Below are 26,300 nucleotides of genomic sequence, written 5' to 3'. Positions count from 1 at the left end.
ACAGCATCATGTCGAACGCATCGTTGGCGTCGCAGGCCCACAGCGACGTACCGCACCGCTCTGTCATCATCGTCGGCGGCGGGCAGGCTGGACTGTCGATCAGCTATTACCTGAAGGCCGCGGGCATCGACCATCTGGTGATCGAAAAGGCGACGCTCGCCCATACGTGGCGCACGCAACGCTGGGACACATTCTGTCTCGTGACGCCGAACTGGCAGTGCGCGCTGCCCGGCCACCCGTATCGCGGCGACGATCCGCACGGCTTCATGAAGAAAGAGGAGATCGTCGCGTATCTCGACGGCTTCGTCGAGAAACTCGGTGCGCCGGTGCTCGAGCATACCGAAGTGAAACGCGTCCAACGGCAGCCGGATGGACGCTACGCGGTTGCGACGTCGAACGGCGACTGGACCGCCGATCACGTGGTGGTCGCATCAGGCGGTTACCACACCCCGATCGTGCCGCGCATGGCCGAGCGCTTGCCGGCGGACATCTCGCAGTGGCAATCGTCGGCATACCGCAACCCGCGGAGCCTGCCCGACGGCGCGGTGCTGGTGGTCGGCTCCGGCCAGTCGGGCGCGCAGATCGCCGAGGATTTGCATCTCGCGGGCCGCAAGGTCTATCTCGCGGTTGGCGAGGCGCCGCGCTGCGCGCGCTTCCATCGTGGCCGCGACGTGGTCGACTGGCTCGCCGACATGCGCTATTACGACATGCCGGTCGAACAGCATCCGCTGCGCGAAGGCGTGCGCGATAACACCAATCATTACGTGACCGGCCGCGACGGCGGCCGCGACATCGATCTGCGGCGTTTCGCGCAAGAAGGGATGGAACTGTACGGCCGGCTCGACGATTTGCGCGACGGATGCCTGCAATTCACACCGAACCTGACTGCGAACCTCGACAATGCCGACGACACGTACAACCGGATCAACGCCAGCATCGATGCGTTTATCGACAGGCAGCGCATCGACGCGCCGCCGGGCGAATCGTACCAGCCGGTCTGGCAGCCGCTGCGGGAGCGCACGTCGCTCGACCTTGCCGCGAGCGGCATCACATCGGTGATCTGGTGTATCGGCTTTACGCCGGACTTCAGCTGGATCGACGCACCGGTGTTCAACGGGCGCGGCTACCCGGCGCACACGCGGGGCATCACGCCGCAAGCGGGACTGTACTTCATCGGCTTGCCATGGTTGCACACGTGGGGTTCCGGGCGCTTCTCGGGCGTTGCACGTGACGCGGAGCACGTGGTCGATGAGATTCGCGCGTCGATGACGGCGTCACAGGCGGCGCCGGCGAGCCTGGCCGCATGATGACGGCCGACCGCTATCGGGCCGGCATGCCGCAACTGAGCTATACCGGCCTGTCGGAGAACTGGCTGCTCAAGGAGTGCGGGCATCGGCATTGGGAGGCGCTCGCGGCGCATGCGGGCCGCGCGACTCACGACTTCGGCGACGATGGCGGGCACCGCTCGTATGCGGCATTCACGGCGATCCGCCTGCAGGCGTTCGGCTTCGACTCGCTGTGCGAGAACGACGAGTTCGACATCAGCAGCGCGTTGCATCGGACCGGCGCGGTGCGGCACATCAGCACGCATCGCATTCACCGGGGCGGCGCGGCGCTAGCACACGTATCGATGTCGTCGACGTTCGTGACGCGCGGCGGCGCGCGCGGCAACCGCTGCGTTGCGCGCGCGGCGCTGTCTGCGCTGACGGGCGACGTGAGTCCGGTGCCTGACGAAGCGGTGCCAATGATCGAACTCGGCAAGCGGCTGCGCGCGGGCGACGCGACGCTCGCCGACGGATTGACGGCCACCGGCTACGCGCCCGCCGGGTTTCTGCCGTGTCCGAACAGCGATTTCAACGGCGCAGACTTTTTGTACTTCGCGAATTTCCAGTCTTTCGTCGATCGCGCCGAGTGGCAGCGGCACCGCTTCCCGGAGCCGCCGGTCGTCTCGAGCCGTTCGCTTTACTACTACAGCAACGTCGACCTGGGCGACGCGCTGAGCGTACATGTAATCGGCGAGCGCACTTGCGAACGCGGTATCGCGCACTGGAGCGAAGTGCGCCGCGACAGCGATGGCCGCAAGATCGCGGACGTGATGACCGAAAAACACTGGAGGCAACGATGAAGCGACCGTTCGGGCGCAGGCGTCGTCGCGCCGTTGTGCTCAAGCCGCTCTATACGCGCGCGGATATCGACGGTCTCGCTCATCTCGACAGCCTGCCCGGCGCAGCGCCGTTCGTGCGGGGGCCTTATGCGTCGATGTACACCGGCAGGCGCTGGACGATCCGCCAATACGCGGGCTACGCGCAAGCGGCGGACACCAACCTCGCGTTTCGCACCGCGCTCGCCGAGGGGGCGCAGGGCCTGTCGGTCGCGTTCGATCTGCCGACGCAGCGCGGCTACGACTCGGACGATCCGCGCGTGGCGGCGGATGTCGGCATGACCGGTGTCGCGATCGATACGATCGAAGACATGGCGCGGCTCTTCGCGGATATCGCGCTCGAGCGCACATCGGTGTCGATGACAATGAACGGCGCGGTGCTGCCGGTGCTGGCCGCATTCATCGTCGCGGCCGAAGAGCGCGGCGTGGCCGCGGCACAATTGACCGGCACGATCCAGAATGACATTCTCAAGGAGTTCATCGTACGCAACACGTGTGTCTTCGCGCCGGAACCGTCGCTGCGGATCGCCGCGGATGTCGTCGAGTATCTGGCGTGCCATGCTCCGCGTTTCCATGCGCTATCGGTGTCCGGCTACCACTTTCAGGAGGCAGGCGCCGACCCGGTGCTCGAGCTCGCGCTGACGATGGCCGACGCGCGCGAGTATGTGCGCGTGCTCGTCGAACGAGGCATGCGCGCGGACGACGTGTGCGAGCGCATCAGTTTTTTCTTCGGCGTCGGCACCGATTTCTATGCTGAGATCGCGAAGCTGCGCGCGGCACGACTCGTCTGGTCCATGCTTGCTGGGCAATGCGGCGCCCGTTCAGACCGCGCGCGTGCGCTGCGCATGCATTGCCAGACGTCGGGCTGGTCGCTGACCGCGCAAAAGCCGCTGAACAACGTCGTGCGCACGACCGTCGAAGCGCTGGCCGCGGTATTCGGCGGCACGCAGTCGCTGCATACGAATGCATACGATGAAGCACTCGCACTGCCTTGCGCGGCATCAGCCCGCGTCGCACGCGATACGCAGCTGGTGCTGCAGCACGAAACCGGGATTGTCGATGTGATCGATCCGTGGGCCGGCTCGTACATGATGGAATCGCTGACCGCGGATATCGCCGCGCGTGTGCATGCGCTGCTCGATGAGATCGACCAGCGGGGTGGGATGGTCGGCGCGATCCGCTCGGGGTGGGCGCGCGAACGCCTGAACCGCTGCGCGCTCGATGTGCAGGCGCAGATCGAAAGCGGTGAGCGGGCGATCGTCGGCGTGAATGGCTATCGGCAGGAAGAGGACAATTCTGACGACCGGGAACCCGCGCGCGGTCCGGGTTTCGATGCGGCGCAGATCGCGCGGCACCAGGCTCGCCGGATAGCTGACGTGAAATCGAGGCGGGACGGCAAACGCGTCAGCGCCGCACTCGGTGCGCTCGAACAGGCAGCGCGCGACGGCGACGGCAATCTGCTCGCGTTGACGATCGATTGCATGCGCGCGCGGGCGACGGTCGGCGAATGCACCCGCGCGCTTGAAGCCGTATGGCCACGGCACACGGTGGCGCTGCAAGTCGGCGCGGGCGCATATCACGACGCGCTGTCGGACGACCCGGCATGGCGCGCGGCTTGCAATGCGGTGGCACGCGTGCGCACGGTGCTCGGCCGACGCCCGCGCGTGCTGATGGCGAAGCTCGGACAGGACGGGCACGACCGCGGTGCGCGCGTGGTTGCGGCCGCGCTGACCGATGCGGGTTTCGATGTCGTCGCGGGCACGTTGTTCGCATCGGCTGCCGACGTCTGCTCGCAGGCGATCGCGGAACGGGCAGACGTGATCGGCGTGTCGTCGCTTTCCGGTGCACACGACGCACCGGTACTCGAATTACTCGCGCAATTGCGCGAGCGAGGCGCCGAACTGCCCGTCGTGGTCGGCGGAAATCTCGATGGCGAGAGCAGACGTATGTTGCGGTCTGCCGGCGTAGTGGCGTGCTTTCCAGTCGGCAGCAGCGTGAGCGATATCGTCTCGGAGCTCGCGCGAATCAGCGAGCGTTGCGCGGCACGACATGTCGATCTCAGCGACATGCCTCAATGGTCGTCCGCGTCGACGCCGTAGGTGCTGGACAGGGCTTCGAGGACGCCTGCAGATCGGCGAGGAAACGGGGATGGAGGTGCGCTAAGCCCTAAGGCTGGTCAGTCCTGAGCTTCCGTAAGCGACCCGTTACAGCCCGACGGGCCGTCGGAGTAGCGATGGCAGGTATCAGAGTGGAACGGTCATTCCATACCCACCAACCGAAGACAAGTTGTCTGCTCTCACGAACGTTCGGCTGCCGAGTTAGGACGGCGGTTTGACAAATTGGACCGGCCGTTAGTACGGTGTCTATGCGGGAACCCTTCCTCTTCGTAGCCGGTTCGCTCTGGCTGCCTTTTTCGCTACAACGTTCGCTAACTTTCGACGTGCAGATCATGCGTCGACGACGACGAACAGCGGGACTCCGTCTGGGACGGCTGTGGAAGGTGAAGGTTAGCAGTGCCGCCCCCCAATTCAGTCAATATCTCCCAAAGCGTTGCAACTTATGCCGCCGCCATGCTGCGAGTCTTTTCGATAACCCAATCGAAGAGCAGACCAGATGCCAGCGGACGAAAAATCTCGGGACTTGATCGGCGGCTAGCCGAGATCAAATGATCATTCTGCAATCCCTCAACAGAACGACTTCATTCATCCTCGCGGCGGGCGGGATCGTATAAACTGACTCGCGCACTCAGCACTGACTAGATTGCTCTAGACGGGGGTGAAGATGAAGCGTTCCAGCGCCGCTGCGTGGTTGGCAATGGTTCTGATCTCCTCTGTGCTGCTCACAGCGTGCAGTCAGCCGACAATGGTCAGCGGCAATCCAGCGGACACCAAACATGGCGTGTTGGTGGCGCCTGTTCCTGCGTCAGGGCCTCCAGCATCGCGAGGCTGGCCAGTGGGCAACGCGGGCAATCAGGGCGCGCGCAATCCGCCAACGCCCAGCCCATTGCCACCATCCGCCGGACAAGATTCGGGATACGCCGTGGTGCGCGTCTACTTCGGCACGGACAGAGTCCTCATCAAAAACGGTGCCGACGCACTACCGAGTTTCGAAGCGCATCGAGCGAGTTCGGTAGCGTATGGAACAGTCGACGTCAGCATCCCGAGAAATCATCTGGTTGGCGGACTCGAGTCACCCTCGATCTGGCGTCTGGAGACCACGCCCGATCCCACACGGCACGTCACAGTATTACGCGTCAACGTCACGGGCTATGATCAGTTCGTTGCGGAAATGCGTAGCAAAGCGCTGAACGCACCCGCGCCAAGCATCATGTTGTTTGTGCACGGCTACAATGTGAGCTTCGAGGATGCGGCTCGCCGCACCGCGCAGATGGCCTATGACCTCGACTTCAAAGGCGCGCCGGTGTTCTTCTCATGGCCATCGCACGCGCACGTCTACAGTTATCTGGCCGATGGAATCGAACTGGAACGGGCACAAGCTGATCTCGAGTTGTTCCTTGCGCAGGTGCTCGCGGCATCGCCCGACGCGGACGTCTACGTCATCGGTCACAGCATGGGCAACCGGGGGCTGACGGCCGCGTTGCTGAACCACATCAGGGACCATCCGCGCGACGCGGCGCGACTCAAGCAGATCGTTCTCGCCGCCCCGGACATCGACACGGACAAGTTCGTCAATCAGATCGCGCCGCGCCTGATCGCCATGCAACGCCCGATTACGTTGTATGTGTCTTCCAGGGATCGTGCGCTGACGGCCTCGTCGGTATTCAACTCCGGCCCGCGAGCCGGGGACTCAAGCCAGAACCTGGTCCTGCTGGATGGCATCGATACGATCGATGTAACGAGCGTCGAATCGGACTTCATCGGGCATTCATACGTCGGTGACCGACGGTCGATCCTGGCGGACCTGTACTACCTGATCAATGGCGACGCCCGGCCCGCACAACGGTTCGGACTGACGCGGCATGTATCGAACGGTCACGAGTACTGGATCTTCAATCCATGAATGACAGCGAACGCCGCCGCTCCGCACAAGCAAATCACAGGCTACCAAAACTGATGAGTTCTCGCGTGTCATGCCTCGTGATGGCTCCTCTCCTGTTTGTGTTGATCGATTCAAGTGCAATGAAGCGAGGCACACTTTCCGGTGCAATCCAGTAGGTGCGTTTGCGGCGCGCTCGTGCGTAGAGTTTCCAGCCCTCCGCTTCGACGCGAAATGCATTGAATCGTCCTGCCGGAACTTCCTTGATTTCGCGGGTAGCCACCTTGCAACGCAATTCGTAGATGTCTTTCTCACCGTTAAATTGCCAGGTGAAGCGCGTCGTCCATACCTTTCCCACGGCGTATTCGCGTGCGAACAATTGATTGTCACCAAACATCTCGCCATTCCAGTCGATGCGAGGATTGCCGAGCAGATCGGTAGTGAACCCGCCATTTTCAAACTCGACCAGACCGTCATGGACGGCCGTCACGCGTTGACGGGACGTTCTCGACAAGCCGGTCTGCTGATCCGTAACGCGGTACTCGAAAAAATCGCCGACGACCAGACTTCGGACTTCTGCGCTTCCCTGCGTGAACGGATTGCCGGTCGAGGCGACGGCCGTCACGGGATGCTCGCCTTGTTCCGCAAGCAGCTTGTCCAGACTAGCCTGCGCGATCTCCGAAAACTTGCCGTTCGGATGCGCATCAAGATACCGTCTGAAGGAATCGATGGTCGCGAATTGCTTTGCCTTGTTCCAGTCGCGATTGTCCTCTTCGAAAACTGGATCGACCGGGTCCGTGGACAGGTCCTTGCTCACGACTTTGGGCGGCTTAAAGTAGAAGTCGCTTTCGAGAGACGTGCTTTCCCACGGTATCTGCATTCCTTTGGAAGCTTGTCTGACCGACAGCCGGACGCGCTTGAACAGATCTTCGATCTTTGCGTCGCCGCGCCGCTGGAGTTCGGACAACAAGGTGCCCGTATAAAGGCCGTTCCTACCTGAACCGTCGGACGCCGTATTGCCCGGTGATGTCGCATAGGCGAGCAATGTGTCGGGCGGCGCATCCATCTGGCTCAGGCCCCTTCCGGTCGTTCCAGTGGCGGTGAACGGATTGTTGCGGCAAGCATCGAGGATAACGATATTGATCGGATTGCCGACGTTTCGCAGCCCGTCCATGACCGATGACAAATCAAGCGCATGTGCCGGCATGTCCTCCGGCGAGGCGATATGCAGATCGACCGGAAGCAGATAGTTTCGCCAGTTGATTTGCAATGCATGGCCCGAGAAATAGAAGAGCGCGGCGGAACGCGAACGATTGACCGCGTCGCAAAAGGTCCTGACGCAATCGCGCATGGTGGGCAACGTGCAGTCCAATTGCAGCGTGACGTCGAAGTCGACGTGCTTCAGCGTGTCCGCCATATCGTTCGCATCCTTGCCCGAATTCTTTAAGGGTGCGTCGGGATACGCTGCATTGCCGATGACAAGCGCAAGCCGCCGCGTCGACACGGCTTCCTCCGCGCGGAGGCCGAATGGCCACGCCACGCCCGAAGCGGCGCTCAAGGCGCTCAGAATGGCAAGCCGGCGTTTTCGATCGACGTCTTCCGAGTAGAGTTCATCGCACATACGAGGAGCCTCGCCAGATCGGTGAAATGTCTCTCCTGCTTCGACACGCCTACAGGCTGCCGAATGAACATCGTAGACTTGTGGAAACCGGACTGACGAACCTTATGTCAGCTTTCGAAGCTACCGCTTCCAGTCCGCAAACTGATGCGGCGCCGTCCCACCGCCCTTCGATACATGACCGCGAACGTTCTGGCATCGGCATAATCGAGGTTCTGCACGACTCGCCTGCCGATAGCAGGACATGACATCGTTTCAGTCAGCCGCAACTGCTGTTGCCGCTAGCGGTAACTCATTTCCTGTTCAACCAGGGGCGACATTCTGTTTCGAACCGAAGAGGACAGCTGGACGGTGGTCACGCGCGATGGGCAACTGTCGGCGCAGTTTGAACACACCGTGGCCGTGACACAAAACGGCGTACAGGTCTTAACGCTACGATTCGAGGAAAGGGTGCCCACTTCGATCCGAAACAGCAAACCGTGCTTCCAAGTTTAGTCTCGAACTGAACAGGTCGCTGCGCTTTCTGTTGAACGACGATAGCCGGTGACGAAACATGCTGACCATGAGATATGTCGAGGACCCGCAGTTTGGTTAGGTCGCAGCTCTCGACGTGCTGTCGATTGCCAGGTTGAACATCCCGACGTCGCGAGCATACGGGGACAATTGGAGCCGAACACGGATCGCCAGATCGTCTGGCGACAAACCTGGGTAACCACTCAAAGCGATGCAGTGCCGCTCGCTGATCGCCTCTCAATGGCGAACACGCGTCGCCGCCTGAGCTTCTTCGATGTCTCGCAGCGACCGTTTTCTTTGCGTTGGTTTTGTCGCGACAGAGTGCCAGTACGTAAGCAGACCGATTCCCGCGCACGCAAGGCTCACCGTGTTCGCCCACCAGAATCCGCGGGCGCCGCCGCTCAACGGCAGCCACGGTACGCTCACCTCTCCGAATCCCACGAGATAGCCGCCGCATAGCCCGATACCGACCAATGAGATCGTGTAGATCACCGTAGGCACGAGGGTTCTCCCGTAGGCTCGCAGCACGAACGCGGCGCTCACCTGCACCGCGTCGGCGAGATGATAAAACGCGACGATCGTGAGCAACGGCATCGCTGCGGCGATGATCTGCGGATTGGACGTATAGCCGGTTACGACAAGGGGCCGCGCAACGAGGATGATGCTCGAACAGACCGTCGCGCACGTTGCCGCAAAACTGACACCGCGTCGGGCGATCACATGGGCGGCCTCGCGGGCGCCGGCACCAATTCGTTGGGATACCAGAGTTGACGTGGCGATACCGATAGATAGGGGCAGCATGTATAACATCGCCCCGAGATTGACGACAATCTGCTGCGCAGCAAGCACCGTCGTGCCGAAACGCGCGATGAACAATGTCATCGACGTGTACGAAGCGATTTCGATCAGACTGGACGTGCCGATCGGTACTCCCAGTCTGATCAACGCATACTGCCGGCGCTTACGAGGCCACGAAAAATTCTGCGCGACAGCGTACCGCCGGTAGCGTCGATCGCGCGCGATCAACATGACGGATATCAGCGCGGCCACCCAAAAAGCGAGCGTGCTGGCCAAAGCCGCGCCGGGTCCGCCAAGTGCGGGTACGCCCAAACCGCCGTAGATGAACCATTTGTTCAATGGCAGCTTCACGATTAGCGCAATGAGCAGAATTGCCATCGGCGGTCGAGGGTTCGAAATACCGTTCGAAAACGCCGAAAAGATAGCGAAACACAGACCGGCTGGTAACCCGAATGACAGAATGCGCAGATAGGCAATCGTGCGCTGTGCGACCGCTTCGGACGGGTGGGCGATGTGCACAAACGGACGCGGATAGTACAGCATCGCACAGCCGATCACCATCAATATCACCGCTAGCCAGACCGCCTCGCGAACGTAAGCGCCGATGATCTCGTGCCGTCGCTTGCCCGCCAGGCGGCCGACGATCTGCTGCAGGCCGGCGAGGACACCCGCGACTGCGAGATAGAGCGGGATATAGATCGATGCGCCAAGGCCGAGTGCCGCGAGGTCCACTGCCGAATAACGGCCGACCATGGTGGTATCGATCGTCTCGAATGCAACGAGCGCCAGTTGCCCGATTAGCACTGGCCACGCATTGCGGGCAATACAGTAGATGTCGTCGAGAAGTTCCGGCGCCCCGCCGTTAGGAGATGCTGCCAACAGTGAAGTATTTGTTTCCCGCTGCAATTCAGGGCGCCGGGCTCTTTTCATCGAAGATATCCGGTAGCCATCGCCCGCAATTTGCGGCGATCGGCCTTGCCCCATGCGGTGCGCGGAATATGATCGACAAAGAACAAAAACTCCGGAATCTTGTACGCCGCGAGCACCGATGAGAGACTGCGCAACACCTCTTCCGGAGCAGGATTACCCGCGTCTTTCGTCAGTTTCATGAAACCGACGATGCGCTCGCCCAGTCGTGCGTCCGGCACACCGGCTACAGCGGCGTCAGCGGCATATGGATGCTCGAGCAGCCTCTGTTCGATCTCGATCGGCGCGATGTTTTCGCCGTCGCGCACAATAATCTCCTTTCTGCGGGAAACGAACCAGATGTCGCCCTGCTCGTCCTTGCGGACAAGATCGCCGGTATAAAACCATCCATCGCGCCGGACGTCGTCGATCACGCCCGGCGACTTCCAGTAGCCTTTGAATACGTTCTCGCCGCTAAGAATCAGTTCGCCGACTTCGCCCGGTTTCGTATCGTTTCCCTGCTCGTCGACGACGCGGGCCGCGCCAGGCCGTGCCTGCAGCGACCTGTTCGTCAGCCCCCCTTTCAGGCAACCGAGTGCTTCGGACAAGGCAAATCCGTTGAGTAACGTTTTGCCGAGCACCCGCTCGAATTCGTCGAATAGCTCGGCGCGGCACGCATCCCCGCCGACGTAGCAGACCGAAAGGGAACTGACGTCGCGTGGGTTGGCGCGCTGGCTGTCAATCAGTTCGGCAACGCCAAACGGCGTGGCGATCAGTATTGTGCAGCGATGACGCTCGATCGCGTTCAGAAACGCGTTCGCATCGAATTCCCGGCTCTCGGGCCAGACGAACTTGCGTCCAAGTGTGACCGCCGTCATCAATATCAGCCACCCCGGTGAATGAAACATCGGCGTCGCGGCCAGATCGACGCCGACGGCCGGGTCTCCGCCTGACGATTCGATGACATCGACGATTGCCGTAATGGTGTGTTGAACCGTATTCTGCGTGTGAACGACCAGCTTCGGCTCGGACGTGGTACCTGACGTGCTGACAAGAATAATCGGCGCGTCGTAATCCTCGTCACTCGGCCACGGCTGCAACTCGGTATCGAATAGGGTGCTCCACAACTTCACGCCGCTATCCGGCGTAGATCCATCGACAATGAAACGTCGGTCCACGGGTAGCAGCGACGTATCGACCTGCGACAAACCGCCGTACACGTCTCCATGGCCAAGATACAGCGTGGGCTGTATGCGCCCGATCAGGCCCTTCACTTCGCCCGGCGCGTAGTGGTAGTTCATCGGAAACACCATCGCGCCAATCATCATCGCGGCGTAAGATGCAATCGCCGCCGCGGCGGAATTGCCGAGATGTAGTACGATGCGATCGCCCCGCTTGACGCCGCGTTTCACGAAGCCGCGGCTCAAGCGGCGAACTTCATCGGCAAAACGCTCATAGGTCCAATTGTCTTCACCTTGAGTCATGACAATGAAGTCGGGGCGCTCTAATGCGTTTCGGCGCAGCGCATCGATTGGCAGATAAATTTCAGATTGGCGAACGGTGGACGAATATGCGGCTGAAGACATGGCGCATTTGCTCCTATGAGGCTGCTTGACATTGAACTCGATGAATCACGTCGACGCGGTAATGCTGCGTTGGATCTTGAGGCGCGCAATGCCGTGTCTTCGAGGGTGTATTGATAACGCCTGACAGAGGACGACTATTCCTGACGCTGCTCCGCGCTGACGTGATGTGAACCTTAGGGTTGCCAAAGCGAACGACGCGGGTCGCGAGTGGCGCTGATGTACGCGTTTCTGTCGACATCGGCGCATGGAGGCGAAAGTTTGACCGACTGGTCTCGCCGGCTGCACTCCGGTTTTCTAAAGGGAATGATGGGAAGCCGGCGACTACGCAAGGTCAACAGGACGGCTATGTTTAGTAGCGGCCAAAAGTCCAAGGAAGGCACTGCTGCACAATCGACTCGCAGTCCAAATGTCGTGGGCGCAGGGAAAGCGAAACCGTATGGCCGATATGCGGCGCTGGTGACGCTCGGCCTAAGTGTCCGTTGCCAGAATGGAACGGACATTTGAGTGTCGATATGAAGTTGAAGATGCGCGACTGCTTGTGGCCAGCTACGGTCTCATGCGGAATGCACACGGAGTCCAAGCGGCTTGAGCAGGCGAAAGGACTGCACGCGACCCATGATGGTCAATGCCCCCTCGGCAACGAATGACCGCTATCAGGGGTAAAGCCTCCGTTTATGCGTCACCGGAAGCGCGTCGCAGATGAGGGCTGCCCCCAGGTTGAATCATTCCAGGTTACAGCGCCCGGAGGCAACCCTGGGGATTCCCGCTGCAGCTCGTCCTGCCGCCTTGCCCGGTCGTTAATCACCTGATGGCGCCGATGATCGCTCATCTTCTTCCACCCTCAAATTTCATCGAAGATACGAAAACATCCACGCACAGTTTGGTCTTGCCATCGAGACGCCTCACCACGTGTACCGGAATCCGATATCGCCCCAGACACCCTTCTGGCTACCGGTCGCGGAGCTATTGATGGAGAACTGGTAACCAAACTGTCCGTACAGGCTCATACGCGTGTCGAGTTTTGCGGTAACGCCCACGGCGAAATCCATGCGCGTGAATTGCTGGGCGAGCGGCACCTGGTCGGCCCCTGAGTACAACGTCGTCGCCTGCGCGCCCCAGTCCCGCCAGAGATTCGCGCGCACGTACGGCTGCCACACCTGTCCATGGGCGCCGTCGATGGTCCACTGCCCGCGCACGCCGAGCCGCCCGGTGACACCCGATGTGGAGCCTGGATCGACCGGACCCAGCCCGTCGTTTTCCTCGCTCAGGCCGACATGCTGCCAGATGACCTGCACCTGCGGTTCGAGCACGAAGCCCGGGCCGAGTGGCAGGCGAAACGGATAGCCCGCTTCGAGCGATGTCGCGAATCCCGAGCCCGAGACCGGCAAATGCGCAAACTGGGTCGTCGCGTCGCCGTCGTAGTGGGTGCCCTGCAGTATCGCGTCGATATACCATCCGCCCGGACCGTAATGTGTCCAGTACGCGCCACCGGAATACGCGTTGAGGTTCACCTTGCCGGTATGGCTCAACACATAGGCGGACGCATCCGCATTGGTGATGAGGCCGTCCACGTCGACGTTGCCGTTGCCGTACGCGAAATAGACCCCGGCCGCGTCGTGATGGCCAGGCAGGAAACTGCCACGCCACACATCCAGGCCCGCCTGCATGCCGAGTATCTGGCCGTTCGCGCGGGCATCGGTATAGGTCTGGTAGCGATTGTCGATCTGCTCACCGAACATCCGGACCCAGGCCGAGCGGGAAATCCCTGCGCTACCCATGCCGCCTCCGACGTCCGTGAGCGTGTCGCCGATACGCTCGTGCATCGTGCCGAGCATGGTGAGGCCCAGTTGCTGCGCGAGCGGTTGCACAACCGAGTAGGTGGCAATCTCCGGCCCAATGATCGGGTACTCGCCAGGCGGCAGCACGGATGGCGGCGGATCAAGAGGAAAATCTCGCAGGTTCGGGATGGCGGGCTCCTCGGGGATGACCGGCTCGCCGGGGACGGAGGGTTCCCCAGGCTCTGGCCCGATGACCATAGCCGAGCGCAGGAACCAGTCCTCGGATTCGGAGCCGGCTACACCGCCTCGATATAGACGGTAGTCGAAGGCGCCGCCTCGCACTTCGCCGGCAAGCGCAAATGCACCGGCTGTCGTGCCGTTATTGGCCTGTACCAGTTTGATGCCATCACCGACCGTTAAACTACCCGGGCCGCCGGCATTCACCACGCGGACCAACGCCTGACCGTTGACCGCGCTTCCGTTCAGATCCAGCACCAACAGGTCTGTGTTCTGTATGACGCCATCGTTGAGATAAGTATTGAACAGCACCTGGCTGCCGGGGCTGAACGTCGCATGATTGCTGTCGACCGTGAAAACGCCGCGCGCTCCCGGCTGGCGCCCGGCAACGGACAGATTTCCCCCCAGCGTGAACTGGTCGGCAATCACGGTGCCCGCCACACCGCCTTGGATCGTGGTCCCGCCAGCCGTCGCAAACATGCTGTCCGACGTACCGCCCACCGTGGCGGCATGCACGCCGTAGATGGCGCCGTTCGCGACTTCGAACGTGCCGGCCTGAACATCCGTGTTGGCGGAAACCTGAGACCACTGATCAGTGAGGATGCCGTATCGTGAGCCGTCAAAGCTGACCATGCCGGGCCCACTCTTGGTAACCGTGATCAGGCCGTTGGCGCCATTGTTCTGGAGCGGATCGTAGAATGTGATGCTATGCCCGGCAGCCGCATTGAGGGTGACCTCAGTTCCGCTGCCGCCATTGGCAATGTAGATCGCATTGGCCTGGGGCGTTCCGGCGGTGTTCTGGGTGTTGCCCGAGAAGCTGATGTCGCCCCCCGTGGCCGATAGAACCAACGAGGTGGGATCGATATAAACCGCTCCGCCGAGGCCACCCGCGCTGTTGCCAACAAAGGCGAGATCGCCCCCGCTGGCCGACAGGCTGAGGCTACCGCCACCCCACATCGCACCGCCTCGAGCCGCCGCCGTGCCGGCGGTATTGCCGCTCACCGTCGACGCGCCTGTGGCAACCAGGCTGATGTCGCCCAACGCGTAGACAAATCCACCACTGCCGCTGCGACTGGTGTTGCCCTGGGCCGTCAAGGCGCCACTGATGGTCACCGCCTGCACGGAATATATGCCGCCGCCATCTTGCGTCGCAGTGTTGTTCGACATCACGATCGGGCCGCCGGTCACGATCGTGGAACTGCCCGACGAAATCGCGCCGCCGTGTGAGGTCGTATTGGCTGACGTCCCGTCCGGGTTGGAACCCGCATTGTTCCCGCTGATGTTGACCGTTCCGCCGCTGTTACCGACCGCCACGTTGGCGCTGCCATTGATCGCCCCCCCATGGCTGCTGGCTGTATTGTTGATAAGTGATACGTCGCCGTTGCTGGTCGATACGTTGACGTTGCCGTTGCTGGCGATGATCGCCCCGCCACCGCCACTGCCGGCCTGATTGCCGGTCATGCTGATATTGCCGGTCGTGGTCACGTCGCCGGCCAGCGCGTAAATCGCGCCACCCGCGCCAACTAGCGCGACATTGTCATTGGCGAGCAGGTCGCCGCTCACGGTCACCGTGTTGTTGGCATACAGAGCACCGCCGTTACCTGTCGCCATATTGCTGGACATGGTGATCGAGTGTCCCGTTACATTGATCGCGCCAAAGGCCCGCAACGCACCACCGAACCCGACCGAATGCTGCGTGCCATCTTTATTGAAACCCGCCCTGTTGCCGGTCAGCGTGACCGACGCAGCGCTATTGCCGACTGCTATCGTGCTGGTCCCCGAACTGGCCGCGCCTCCGCTGGTATTGGACAGATTGTTGGTCAACGACACATCGCCACCGGTAGTCGCCAGCGAGATGCCGCCGTTGGCGTAAAGCGCGCCGGCCGGGGACGTGTTGGAAGGCCCGCCAGCGAAGTTGCTGTCCATACTCACGCTGCCATTGATCGTGAGGGCGCCGCTCGCCACATAGATCACGCCGCCGCCACTGCCATTCAACGCGCTGTTGTTGTTGGCGACCACGCTGCCGTTGATGGTCACCGGCTGGGTCGCATAGATGACGCCCCCGTTGCGACCGGCCGAATTGTTGATGAAGCTGACCGTGCCCGTCGTATTGATGACCAGTGCGCCCGCCGTATTGATCACGCCACCGTTGACTCCGGCAGGGACCAGACCGCCGGTGAATCTGATATCGGAAAGATTGAGTGTTGTGGCGCTGCCGGAGAAGTACGCGTAATGGCCGGCGCCGTCATTCAGGGTGACGGTGCTGCCGCCTGCCACGCCATTGATCGTCAGTCCCGGTATACCCGCAGGCAAAGCCTTGGCAACCGAGACGCTGGTGCCGTTGGACAAATAAGCGTCGCCCTGGAGATTCCAGATGTCGCCGTTCGCCAGCGTGACACCGTTCAGATTAGCGCCGGCCGGAATGGAGGTTTGCGCGAACGTCGACTGGCCGGTCACCATTAGCGTCAGCATGACCAGCGACAGCGGTCTTCGCTTGTAGAAGGCGCAATTACAAGCGAATTCAAGGACACGTGTGTACCAGACTCCATGCGCAGCTTCCACCCGTCGTCCACGAGCCGCGCGGCGGACGCAGGTGCTCATCGTGCTAGTGATTTTCCTGTAAATCGGCGAGATGTCGACGCCGCTCCTGACGTTCTCATTCGCGAATACGCTCGCTGCCGTCGTCGGTGCACTGACAAACCTGAAAAGCGTCAATGCGTGCTGGCCTGGATATCCTGAGCAACGTCCCATCTGCCGCCTCCAGATGTCATCTGCATCGGCAAATACAAACTCTGCACACAGGAAATGTTTGCGGAGACAGATTTAATACAGGGAAAATTTGGATAACTAAAATATAGTCTCGAAGAATGTAAATTATCCTCTTATGTGCGGCTCTCACGACCGATTTATCCTGGGGGCTTTCCGGCCGTTCCGTGCATACGAAGATTACTCGATGTTTGCTCACGCCGCCATTTAAAGTGTGCACAGGATGCTATCAAATGTGCAGCGCGTGATGGTCGATTGGCCACTCCAGGTCGAATCATAATGGCGAGGCTGATGCAGAAAATGTACTCGACAAGACATGTACCAGAGCAATTAATGCCCATCGAGAACCCGCACCAGGGCTATGCGATTTGCGTTGATTTGGATCCCGCACAGGGTGTGAAACTAAATCTGATGTCGTCGGCGTGCGGGCTGCATCGCGTAGTGCTGGTTCGGCTTCCGCTATTAAGCGAAATGGAGCGATCACATTGACCTCGTACAGTTCGGACCACACAGCTGGCGTAGCCGCAGCCAAATCCGCATGCGGGATAACACGGCTGATTCCCGCATTGTTCACGAGAACGTCGAGCCGTCCCCATGCGGCGACAGCTTCGCGGATGAGCCGGACCCTGTTTGCATCATCGGCCAGGTCGGCCTGTACGTAGGTCGCCGAGCCGAGTTCACGTGCCAATGCTTGCCCTGTCTCGACTGAACTACGCGAATGCAAGACGACTGAGAATCCTTCGCTTGAGAGCCGCCGGGCGATGGCAGCGCCGATGCCGGAAGTCGAGCCGGTGACAAGCGCGACAGGGGACGCAATTTTCATGGTTGTTGATGTAGGTGTTGGTCGTTGTCCGGGAATCGTTCGCCGATTGTCGGTGATCTAGGTGACTATGTCGAACGCCTCAAACTGCCCGACGCCGGTCCGCCCCCCGCTCCCTCCACTGCACATTGTTACTCCTCGCGTACAGATGTAGTTCCGACTCACCGCTTACAAGCGCGCGGATAAATCCATAGCATGGGTTCAGGCAGTGCAGGCGTTTGGATGTTCGCTTTAGTCTGCAGTTCGACACGAACCTCCATGCGAATCCGTGGTACGCGCTTTGGACAGCGCAAGGCAACTATACAGAGGTACCAAATGCAACTGAACCGCATGTATTTCATCGCACTCTCGTCCATATTGGCAGTATCGCTGTCACCAGGACTTCCGTTCCCTTCTGCGATGGCGGAGGATATGCCAGACATGCAAGGAATGGGAGGGCCCGTATCTGATTCTGCGCAGGTTCAGATCGATCGCGCTTTGTCAGCGGCACCGTCGACGATAGCCAAAGGCGCGAAAGTGGTAGGCACTGATGCAAAAGGAAACGCAATTACGCTGCGCGACGGCAACAATGGCTTCACATGTATGCCGGGCAATCCCAGCGTGATAGGAGATCCCCCCATGTGCATGGACGCTGCCTCGATGCAATGGACCGCTGATTTCGAGGCGCACAAGCCAAAGCCGACCAATACCGTTCCGGGAATCACTTATATGCTGGCCGGTGCCACGCAGCGCAGTGACACCAACCCTTATGACAAGACGAGCCCGGCAATCTCCGTTGGCCCACATTGGATGATTTTGTGGCCATTCGACCCGAAAGCTACGGGCCTTCCGACGAAACATAGAGCGACGGGAGCCTACATCATGTGGGCTGGAACACCCTACGCTCACGTTCACATAATGGGTCACCCCTGAGCAACGCACGAGAGAGAGATGTCGTGCTCACGCATGTCGGCCATCCGAGGCGCCGCGGCTATCACAGTCGTGCGCTCAAGACCCGCCAACCTCAACGTGACCTCAACCGTCACCGCGGCGTCGATGCTTCGCACGATCTTACGTCGCGAGAGCAGTCGAAGCGATGCTCGGACGATACCGGCGTCAAGGCTGGCGGGAGTCGCTATTGGATTGATGCGCTAGCACACCATCCGAGGCCCGTCGTTCCTCGCTGGCATGTTCGAATCTCCCCCATCAACCGCCTACCGATTTATAGGAACCGCCCTGATGAACGCCTCCCTGCTGCGCGGCTTTGCCGCGGCTTTGACGCTAGCCGCGTCGCAACTGGCGCATGCCCATGCATTTCCGACTCGTGAGGCGCCGTCGGCCGGTGCCATCGTGCCTGCTGGTGCTCACGTGGACGTGGTAATCGATTTCGATGAGCCCGTCGAACCGGCCTTCAGCTCGATCATCGTGTCTGACGGCAAAGGCGAGACCGTCACGAAGAGCAAGTCGTTAGTAAACCCGACGAACCACAGACGAATGTCGGTGGCACTGAACGCGTTGGTGCCTGGCGTATATGCGGTCGCTTGGACAGCGATCGCTAACGACGGACATCGTACTCAAGGACACTACACATTCACAGTCGGGTGACACCGTGACAACAGATCAACTTGTCGTCGCGCAGATCGCGCTCGCTGCAATCGACGATATTCTGTTCACTTTATTGGTGGGTGCGCTGGTGTGTTCCGCACCGTCGGTGCGCCCTGTCGAGCATTTTCGCGGCATGGCCGGCCGCTGGCAGTTCGCAGCAGCGGTTTCGCTCGCGATCTCATGCCCGGTGTATCTTTGGCTCCAGGCTGCAGTGATGAGCGGCGCGCCATTGTTGGCAGCTTGGTCGGCGATCCGGCCCGTGCTAGCGCAGTCGCACTTTGGCCTCGCGTGGCAGGTCGGTTTCGTTGGCGCGGCGCTCGCGGCAGTCTGCAGCAGGTGGTCCGGCCGCAACGCCTGGTCAGCCACGGTAGCCGGTGCGCTGATCTACGCAGCAGGCAAAGCCGCCGCGAGCCACGCCGCGGACGAAGGGGACTTCACGCTTCCGGAATTTGTCCACTTGATGCACCTGTCTGCGACGGCGGTGTGGGCCGGCACCGTGATAGTCGGCGCGGCTATGCTATATCGGCGGCGCCACGACATCGCCCCCGAGCGGTTGGCAGCCCGCGCGACGTTCTGCACGTATCTGTCTTACATGGCAAGCATCTCGCTCGTTGTGGTTATCGGAACGGGAATCTTCAACGCAACCATGGACACCGCGCACCTTACGGTGCCCTGGCTCCACACCCAATACGGCCGGGTGTTGACGCTCAAGCTGGTGTTTGTGGCACTGGCGATCGTCCTTGGTGGCTTCAACCGGATAACATATCTGCCTCGTCTACAGGCTGACGCGGAGAGTGGCGCCTCCGCGTCAGCCCACGCGAAACGAGGCTTCGATCGGCTCGTCTCGCTCGAGGCGGTGATCATGATAGCCGTGCTGATCGTCGCCGCTCTCCTTGGTCATACGTCGCCGTAGATTTCCCAAGGCAAACCCCGTGTGCACCGTGTTGCGGAATGCTTTCGTCAACAGCCTACGCCCTGAACTGCTCGGGGTTTCCAGAGGCGCCGCGGAACGACGCAGTCGATCATCGTGAAGGTGGGCTGCTCGGGCGAGACACTAAAGAACAGGGTACGCCGGGAAACTGCACAGAAGACCGTTCACGCCAAACCAGGCTGGCCTCCGTTCGCTATCCGCTTATGCACCGGACGCCTCGCAAGCGAGTAGATCCATATCTGCTGACATCCTCAGAGGCAAGTCTTGCTGGACAAAGTCGAGCCAGGCGCCGATTTTCGCGTCGAGATACCGTCGGGAAGAGTAAAGCGCGTGAATCTGAAGATCGAGAAGGCGGTGGTCCGGCAACACCCGTTCCACGGAACCGTCGCGAAGGCTTTGTGTCATCGCATAAACCGGGACGGCTCCAATTCCCATGCCTTCCCGCATCGCTGCCGACATCAACTCCGGAGAATTGACCCGCAGAGGACCATTCACCGGGACACAGACTTCGCCCTCTGGACCTTCGAGGGTCCAACTACCCGTCGACCCGTAAGCCGAAGACATTGTCAATTGAAGACAATCGTGCTGTTGCAGGTCAGAGAGCGTCATTGGCCGACCCCGCTTGGCGAGATACGTCGGGGAGGCGCACAGCACGCTGTACGTGACTCCGAGGAGGCGCGAGACGAACGCTGAATCCGGCAGCCCCGGCGTGAGGATCATTGCAACATCGTAGCCCTCCTCTAGTAGATTAGGCATCCCGCTTGATACCGTGAGGTCGACCGTCACTTTGGGATACTGATATCTGAATCTTGTGATTGCTGGAATCACGTAGTGTTGACCCAGACTGGGAAGTGCATGGATTCGCAAGCATCCGGAAGGCAACCCGTTAGAGCGAGTTGCTTCTGCGGCAGCATCGTCAATGATTGCCAGTGCGTCTTTGCAACGGTCAAAGTACCTCTGTCCAACAGCCGTGAGCGCGATCGCGCGGGTTGTCCTGTTGAGCAGTCTTATGCGCAATTTCGTCTCGAGTTCCGAAACCGCCCTCGAGACCGTCGCTCCGCTACGGCCCATCTGTACCGCAGCCGCGCTAAATGTGCCGCACTCAACGACGCGCACAAAGGTTCGCATGCACTGAAGCAAATCCATTAACCCTCCCTTCCGATCTCAACGTGTGCATACGCACCCATGCGCAATCGAGGTAGCAAAGACCACCTCATCGTCGACGCGAAAAAGTCAGTTACTTCCCCGCATCGCTCCTGCAATACTCGATAGTGACTTCGTCCAGCTCCGCCTTTACCCCGCTGTCCAGGTGGTAGTCCGCGGCAGCGAGGATGTCGGTAAGATGCTCGAGCCGACTGGCGCCCAGGATGACTGAAGTGATCGCGGGGTTGGCCAGCACCCAGGCGACGGACAAGGTGGGCATCGGTGTTCGGTACTGCTGCGCGATCTGCCGGATTTTCCCGACTGTCTCAAACTCGCGCTCGTGCCAATACCGCGCGTGATACATCGCGCCGAATCCACCGAGCTCTGACGAAAAGCGCCCGGTCTCGGGCATATCGCCATGCTTGTATTTGCCGCTTAGCAGTCCCCCTGCGAGCGGATTGAATGGAATTACCGCAATCGCATCTTCCTTCGCCAACGGAAAAAGATCGCGTTCGATCTCGCGAAATAGCAGGTTGTAGCGCGGTTGCGCGGAAACAAAACGAGTCAGCCTGAGGGCCTCCTGTCGTCCCAGTGCTCTTGCCAAACGGTAAGCGAGGAAGTTCGAAACGCCGATATACCGCGCCTTGCCAGATCGCACGATTGTGTCCATCGCTTCCACCACCTCATCGAGCGGCGTAGCGAGATCGTCCATATGCAGCTGGTAAAGGTCGACGTAGTCCGTCTTGAGACGGCGCAACGACGCGTCAACCGCATCGAGCAGGTGCTTTCGCGAGTTACCGGCATCGCACGCGGCGGCCCCCATTCGACCGCCTCCCTTTGTCCCGAGGATAAAACTTCCTCGCTTGTTGCTTAGCCAGCGCCCTGTAATAACCTCTGCTCCACCGACCTCCGCACCCGGTGGATAGAGGTCCGCGGTATCAATGAAGTTCACGCCCGCTTCGGCAGCCTTATCGAGGATTCGGTGTGCTTCTGCTTCGTCTGTTTGCTTTCCAAATGTGCCTGTGCCAATGCACAGGCGCGACACCGTCAAACCTGTCCTGCCGAATTGCTTGAACTGCATGTTGGCTCCATCGTCGAGACAGAAGACCCAGCCTTATGCCAAGGACGCCCGCCGTCCGGGCGCGCTTTCCTGATACACGCTGGACGACGACGCGGCCACACTTGCTCAGTGATAACGCTGATAGACGGCGGCAGCATCGCGCAATCTTTTCTACCGGGATGTCCCCCTATGTGGAATGATAGTCTTCCATGTCGATGTGAGTCAATCACACGGAAATCGTGGAACTGTGGGAATATTGAACGCGTTCGGTGGTTAAGCGTGCAGTCGTTCGGACAACCCGGCGCACTTACCCACGCCGATCGGGCGATACCGGCGCAACGCACACGCGTCTCCTGCGGGTGGTCGCAATGCGCGCATGGCTATTCCTCTGCGCAAAAGCGACTCGTTATGCGACGCGGCGGATTGAGCGCCTACCCTCAGTCAGAATGACACATCACAATGCGCGTTACCTCATTCCGATCAACCTTGCCGAGCGCATTCCGAGGAATGACATCAACGATTACAATCCGCTCCGGCACCTTGAACGCGGCAATGCGCGACTTGATCCACTCAAGGACCTTGCCTGCCGCCGATATATCCGAAGTCGCCGCGGAGGTCAGCTTGACCAGCGCCACAACGCGCTGCCCTGACACATCGTCTGGTGCTCCCGCAACCGCCGCATCTTCTACCGCCTCGTGCTGGATCAGTTCGGTCTCTACTTCCACCGGCGAAATATTGCTTGCATTATGCACAATCAGATCCTTGCGACGGCCCACGAAACGATAGTCGCCGTCTACGCTCTCTTCCATCAGATCGCCACTCGAAAACCATCCGTCTTGCGTGTTATTGACCACCACACCGGGACCCGTCCAGTAGCCGAGACTCAGATTCGGACCACGCAACTGCATTTCGCCAACTTCCCCCGGCGCCACCGGCAGACCGTCGGTGCCAACGAGCCGCGTTCGTCCAGGTACTCCCCTGATGAGCCGGTGATCGTAACCAAAGGTCGTACTGCCCGAGCATTCGGTCATGCCGAAGATGTTTCTCAACTGAATTCCAAAGGTTGATTCAAAAGCCGTTGCAACCTGCGGCCTGCAGGCGTCACCCGCAACAACGCAGAGGCGAAGCGATCTGACATCGCGCGGTCGATTGCGTTGTGCTTCGATCAATAACAGGCAGAGAAAGGGGGTTAAGAACACCATGGTCGCCCCATGCGCTTCGATGACGTCGAGGACCGCATCGGCGTCGAACCGCTTGAGCAGAACTTCCCGGCAACCGGCGATTAACGCTGCCAGCATCCCAATTGTGCCCGACGCATGCGCCACCGGTGTGTTGCCGACCATGCATGTGTCACGGGTGATGTTCCACGAAGCTCTTGCGCCGACTACATAAGACATAACGCGCTGGTTATATGCCACCAGCTTCGGCTTGCCTGTCGTTCCTGAGGTTGCGAGCAGCAAGAAAACAGAGTCAATATCGACAGGAAGCGCAACGTCTTTCGCGCTCTCGTCGTCCAGAAGGCAACGCCACGAACGCATGCCGATGTCATCGGCGAGAAAGCTTTGCGTATCGCGCAGCAGTTCAGGGTCTATCTCTGATACAACGTCCTGGAGGTCCGCTTCGTAGACAAAAACGGCGGGGCGTTGCATGCGCAGGAGTTCATTCAGTTCGATGGCCTTGAACTCCGTCTTCAGCGGTACCACGATCGCGCCGGTGATCATGGCGGCGTACATAAATACTGCGTACAGTGGAGCTGTCCGGACGACGAGGACGATGCGGTCTCCTGGGAGAACCTCGGCACGCTTCAATCCGCCGCTCAACCGCGCAACGTCGTTTGCCAGTCGGCCGTACGTCCATACATCATCACCGGCAATCAACGCCGTTGCATCAGGCTGTTCGTAGGCGTGCCGATAAAGCGCTTTCAGCGGTGTTTCAGACGGCTGTAAGATTTCATCGACAATCAGAGGATCTGACATTGAAATTCTCCGTTGAGCAGGAACCACGAACACACCCCGAACGACGAGTTCGGTTGAAGGTTAAAAACAGGTGAGCGTCAGGACGTATTCCCCGTCAATGTCGAATCTTTGACATGTTCGTCAATTATGGTAGGACGAACGATTGACATTCTTTCCAATGAAGTATGATTTTTACAGTTACCGTGCTTTCGTTTTTCGATCGATGCTGACGGATTACTTCAATCTTGAATTGAACATAGCTAGATCGGCATGGCAGGAGCTATCAAATGCCTCTCGTACGCATCAACCTCTCAAGAGACGCGACGCCACAAGTTGTGTGCGCAGTGAGCGAGACCGTCTATCAGGCGATGATCGAGATCGCCAATGTGCCGCGACACGACAAATTTCAGGTTGTCACGCGCCACACTGAAGACGAACTGATCTATCCAGCCGAAGGCTATCTCGGCATGACTTACTCCGCTTCCATCATATTCATTCAGGTGACGTGGAATGCGGGTCGCACGACAGATGTAAAAAAAGCCTTCTACAAGGCAATTGCAGACGGTATTCATGCAAAAACGGGGGCTCGAAAGGAAGACATCCTGATAAACCTCGTAGAGGTCACCCGAGAAGACTGGTCCTTCGGCAACGGCGAGATGCAATACGCCCCGGAAGAGTGATTGCGGACACAGTTGGCGGTCGCGTTCCGGCAAGTACGCACACGTTATCGCGTGACGCGACGGCCCCACACACACCCTCATCCTGATCAACACAATGCCTACATCACCTGACATTCAACGACGCGATTGGCTCAAGGCGTCTGCATTGCTTGGGGGACTTGCCATGCTGCCGGTGTCAGCATCGGCGCTCAGTCCCAACGTGCCGGACAAGCCTGCCAGCCTTCCGCTATCCGACATCTCTGCGAGTTCGGGTGCGACCGTCACTGTCGAACGTCGAGATGCGACCGTCCTGATCGGCATCAATCGGCCTCACCTGCAAAACCGGATCGACCCCAGCACCTACCTTGCGCTCGCCCGAGTTCTATATCAGTACGACCACGACGATTCGCTGCGCGCCGCTGTGCTGTTCGGCCATGGCGAACACTTCTCGCGCGGCATAGACGTCGCTGCCTTCGCACCCGTTATAGCGGCGGGCCAACCATTCCTGCCGGCGAACGACCACTCGGTGCAAGATCCTCTCGAGAAAGCCTCCCCTGCCCGACTTTCCAAACCATTGATAGTCGCGGTTCATGGTGACACGTGGAATATGGCGCATGAAATTTTCCTGGCCGCCGATATTCGCGTCGCTGCTTCAAACGCCAATTTCGGTCAGGACGAAAATACACATGGTCGTTTTCCTGGAGGCGGATCGACAGTGCGATTTGTGCGCGAAGCTGGGTGGGGAAACGCAATGCGCTACATGTTGACGGGTGACCATTGGAGCGCGGCCGAGGCTTTTCGCATGGGGCTGGTACAAACCATAGCGGCCAATGTCGACGACACGATGCGATCGGCAATGGCGATCGCATCCAAAATTGCAGCCTGTGCGCCGTTGGGAGTGCGGACGACGCTGGAGTCGGCTCATCTGGCAATTGTCCCATCGGAGACACCAGCACTGTCGCAAATCGATACGCAATTCGGACGCCTGTTTCATACCAGAGACTTCAGGGAAGGCAAACAGGCCGACGAACAGGGACGCAAACCTGTGTTCAAGGGATACTAACTTACCCCCACGCGCGTCGGGGCGAGTGCCGCCTCGACAAGGCGACTTGAAACGTCCCGGAGCCTTGCGATTAAATATCGTCGATGACACCCTATTGCACGCGCGGGTTTGACGACGACGCAGTACTCGATCATTGACCACTTGCACAGATTTGGAGAGGTGACCACGCATCAACTGTCGGTGGCGATGATCGTATACCTTAGAAGCATCATGCGCTCGACCAGACTCATGCTGCGTGATGGTCTCGCGGCGAGCCGAACGGACGCGGGGTGCGAGCTGCCGGCGCATGGCACGTGGACGTGTTCATAACCCGAGGTCGTCCGTCAATTGCTGCCGTATGCGGTCCGGCTGAGATATGCAGCCTGCGCGGTCGGCACCACGTTGTCGATGAAGCGGCTCCAGCGCACGACCGACGCTGTGTCGACAAACACGACATCCTTCGCCTTCAGCTCGAAACCCTCCGCGAGCGCGAGCGCGCTCGGATTCGATGCATCGAGATGGAAGACCTGATGCGTGTCGGCCGTGATATTGCGCACGACGTAGACCTGCGAATTGCCCGACTGCTGGTTCACGCCGCCCGCATCGCCGAGTGCTTCGTTAAGCGAAAGTTCGCCGTTGCGCAGGAACAGCGTGGTCGGATGCGAGAGTTCGCCGATCATGAATACCTTGCTGTCCTCGCGCGCGAACACGCGGACCATATCGTTGTTCCGCAGCATCACGTTTGAC

The 26,300-nt window shown here is 60.1% G+C and carries 17 protein-coding genes and 2 pseudogenes; 10 read left to right on the top strand and 9 right to left on the bottom strand.

Annotated elements, in window-relative coordinates:
- The first annotated feature begins 8 nt into the window (after positions 1-8).
- The 4 genes from HV675_RS12045 to HV675_RS12030 all read left to right on the top strand — a co-directional run bounded on the left by HV675_RS12045 (position 9) and on the right by HV675_RS12030 (position 6,181).
- A complete protein-coding gene (locus HV675_RS12045) occupies positions 9-1,307 on the top strand; it encodes an MSMEG_0569 family flavin-dependent oxidoreductase (protein ID WP_175111140.1) in 1,299 nt (432 codons plus the stop codon).
- On the top strand, positions 1,304-2,125 hold the full coding sequence (locus HV675_RS12040) for a Pnap_2097 family protein (protein WP_175111139.1): 822 nt from the start codon (positions 1,304-1,306) through the stop codon (positions 2,123-2,125). Before HV675_RS12045 ends, HV675_RS12040 begins: the two co-directional genes overlap by 4 nt.
- A complete protein-coding gene (gene scpA, locus HV675_RS12035) occupies positions 2,122-4,260 on the top strand; it encodes a methylmalonyl-CoA mutase (protein ID WP_175111138.1) in 2,139 nt (712 codons plus the stop codon). The genes HV675_RS12040 and scpA overlap by 4 nt, the downstream gene beginning before the upstream one ends.
- A 682-nt stretch (positions 4,261-4,942) precedes the next feature.
- Complete coding sequence (locus HV675_RS12030) at positions 4,943-6,181, top strand: alpha/beta hydrolase (protein ID WP_175111137.1); 1,239 nt, start codon at positions 4,943-4,945, stop codon at positions 6,179-6,181.
- 34 nt (positions 6,182-6,215) lie between these two features.
- On the opposite strand, the gene HV675_RS12025 is transcribed toward HV675_RS12030, so the two are convergent.
- Positions 6,216-7,778 carry a caspase family protein gene (locus HV675_RS12025; protein WP_175111136.1) on the bottom strand — a complete coding sequence of 521 codons (1,563 nt, stop codon included), beginning with the start codon at positions 7,776-7,778 and terminating at the stop codon, positions 6,216-6,218.
- A 296-nt stretch (positions 7,779-8,074) separates the two neighbouring features.
- Here HV675_RS12025 and HV675_RS32440 point away from each other — a divergent pair.
- Positions 8,075-8,270 (top strand): annotated as a pseudogene (locus tag HV675_RS32440) (hypothetical protein); the annotation flags it as partial.
- Between the two features lie 255 nt (positions 8,271-8,525).
- Here HV675_RS32440 and HV675_RS12020 read toward each other — a convergent pair.
- The 4 genes from HV675_RS12020 to HV675_RS12005 form a co-directional block, all read right to left on the bottom strand.
- A complete protein-coding gene (locus tag HV675_RS12020; RefSeq protein WP_175111135.1) occupies positions 8,526-10,016 on the bottom strand; it encodes an MATE family efflux transporter in 1,491 nt (496 codons plus the stop codon).
- Positions 10,013-11,578 carry a class I adenylate-forming enzyme family protein gene (locus tag HV675_RS12015; RefSeq protein ID WP_281364049.1) on the bottom strand — a complete coding sequence of 522 codons (1,566 nt, stop codon included), beginning with the start codon at positions 11,576-11,578 and terminating at the stop codon, positions 10,013-10,015. Before HV675_RS12015 ends, HV675_RS12020 begins: the two co-directional genes overlap by 4 nt.
- A 902-nt stretch (positions 11,579-12,480) precedes the next feature.
- Positions 12,481-16,065: an autotransporter outer membrane beta-barrel domain-containing protein gene (locus HV675_RS12010; protein WP_175111133.1), complete on the bottom strand. Its 3,585-nt coding sequence runs from the start codon at positions 16,063-16,065 to the stop codon at positions 12,481-12,483.
- 568 nt (positions 16,066-16,633) lie between these two features.
- The gene (locus tag HV675_RS12005) at positions 16,634-17,182 is read right to left on the bottom strand and encodes an SDR family NAD(P)-dependent oxidoreductase (protein ID WP_246270205.1); all 549 of its coding nucleotides are present in this window, start codon (positions 17,180-17,182) and stop codon (positions 16,634-16,636) included.
- 312 nt (positions 17,183-17,494) lie between these two features.
- Between HV675_RS12005 and HV675_RS12000 the strand changes: the two genes are divergently transcribed.
- The 3 genes from HV675_RS12000 (at position 17,495) to HV675_RS11990 (ending at position 19,676) form a co-directional block, all read left to right on the top strand.
- Positions 17,495-18,091, top strand: a complete 597-nt coding sequence (locus HV675_RS12000) for a hypothetical protein (RefSeq protein ID WP_175111132.1) — start codon at positions 17,495-17,497, stop codon at positions 18,089-18,091.
- Positions 18,092-18,397: 306 nt separating this feature from the next.
- The gene (locus HV675_RS11995) at positions 18,398-18,763 is read left to right on the top strand and encodes a copper resistance CopC family protein (RefSeq protein WP_175111131.1); all 366 of its coding nucleotides are present in this window, start codon (positions 18,398-18,400) and stop codon (positions 18,761-18,763) included.
- 4 nt (positions 18,764-18,767) lie between these two features.
- Entirely contained in the window at positions 18,768-19,676 is a 909-nt protein-coding gene (locus HV675_RS11990) for a copper resistance D family protein (RefSeq protein WP_175111130.1), read from the top strand.
- A 219-nt stretch (positions 19,677-19,895) separates the two neighbouring features.
- Here HV675_RS11990 and HV675_RS11985 read toward each other — a convergent pair whose 3' ends face one another.
- The 3 genes from HV675_RS11985 to HV675_RS11975 all read right to left on the bottom strand — a co-directional run bounded on the left by HV675_RS11985 (position 19,896) and on the right by HV675_RS11975 (position 23,873).
- Complete coding sequence (locus HV675_RS11985; protein ID WP_175111129.1) at positions 19,896-20,840, bottom strand: LysR family transcriptional regulator; 945 nt, start codon at positions 20,838-20,840, stop codon at positions 19,896-19,898.
- A 91-nt stretch (positions 20,841-20,931) separates the two neighbouring features.
- The gene (locus HV675_RS11980) at positions 20,932-21,918 is read right to left on the bottom strand and encodes an aldo/keto reductase (protein ID WP_175111128.1); all 987 of its coding nucleotides are present in this window, start codon (positions 21,916-21,918) and stop codon (positions 20,932-20,934) included.
- 416 nt (positions 21,919-22,334) lie between these two features.
- Positions 22,335-23,873, bottom strand: coding sequence for a class I adenylate-forming enzyme family protein (locus HV675_RS11975; protein WP_175111127.1), 1,539 nt, complete (start codon positions 23,871-23,873; stop codon positions 22,335-22,337).
- Between the two features lie 266 nt (positions 23,874-24,139).
- Between HV675_RS11975 and HV675_RS11970 the strand changes: the two genes are divergently transcribed.
- Both HV675_RS11970 and HV675_RS11965 read left to right on the top strand, forming a co-directional pair.
- On the top strand, positions 24,140-24,532 hold the full coding sequence (locus HV675_RS11970) for a tautomerase family protein (RefSeq protein WP_175111126.1): 393 nt from the start codon (positions 24,140-24,142) through the stop codon (positions 24,530-24,532).
- 94 nt (positions 24,533-24,626) lie between these two features.
- Positions 24,627-25,574, top strand: coding sequence for an enoyl-CoA hydratase-related protein (locus tag HV675_RS11965; RefSeq protein WP_175111125.1), 948 nt, complete (start codon positions 24,627-24,629; stop codon positions 25,572-25,574).
- A gap of 323 nt (positions 25,575-25,897) precedes the next feature.
- On the opposite strand, the pseudogene HV675_RS11960 reads toward HV675_RS11965, so the two are convergent.
- A pseudogene (locus tag HV675_RS11960) lies at positions 25,898-26,300 on the bottom strand (polysaccharide biosynthesis/export family protein); the annotation flags it as partial.

This window comes from Paraburkholderia solisilvae (genome assembly GCF_902859875.1).
Classification (GTDB): Bacteria; Pseudomonadota; Gammaproteobacteria; order Burkholderiales; family Burkholderiaceae; genus Paraburkholderia; species Paraburkholderia solisilvae.
The sequence above is the reverse complement of the archived record's forward strand: the minus strand, read 5'-3'. Positions and strand labels throughout refer to the sequence as shown.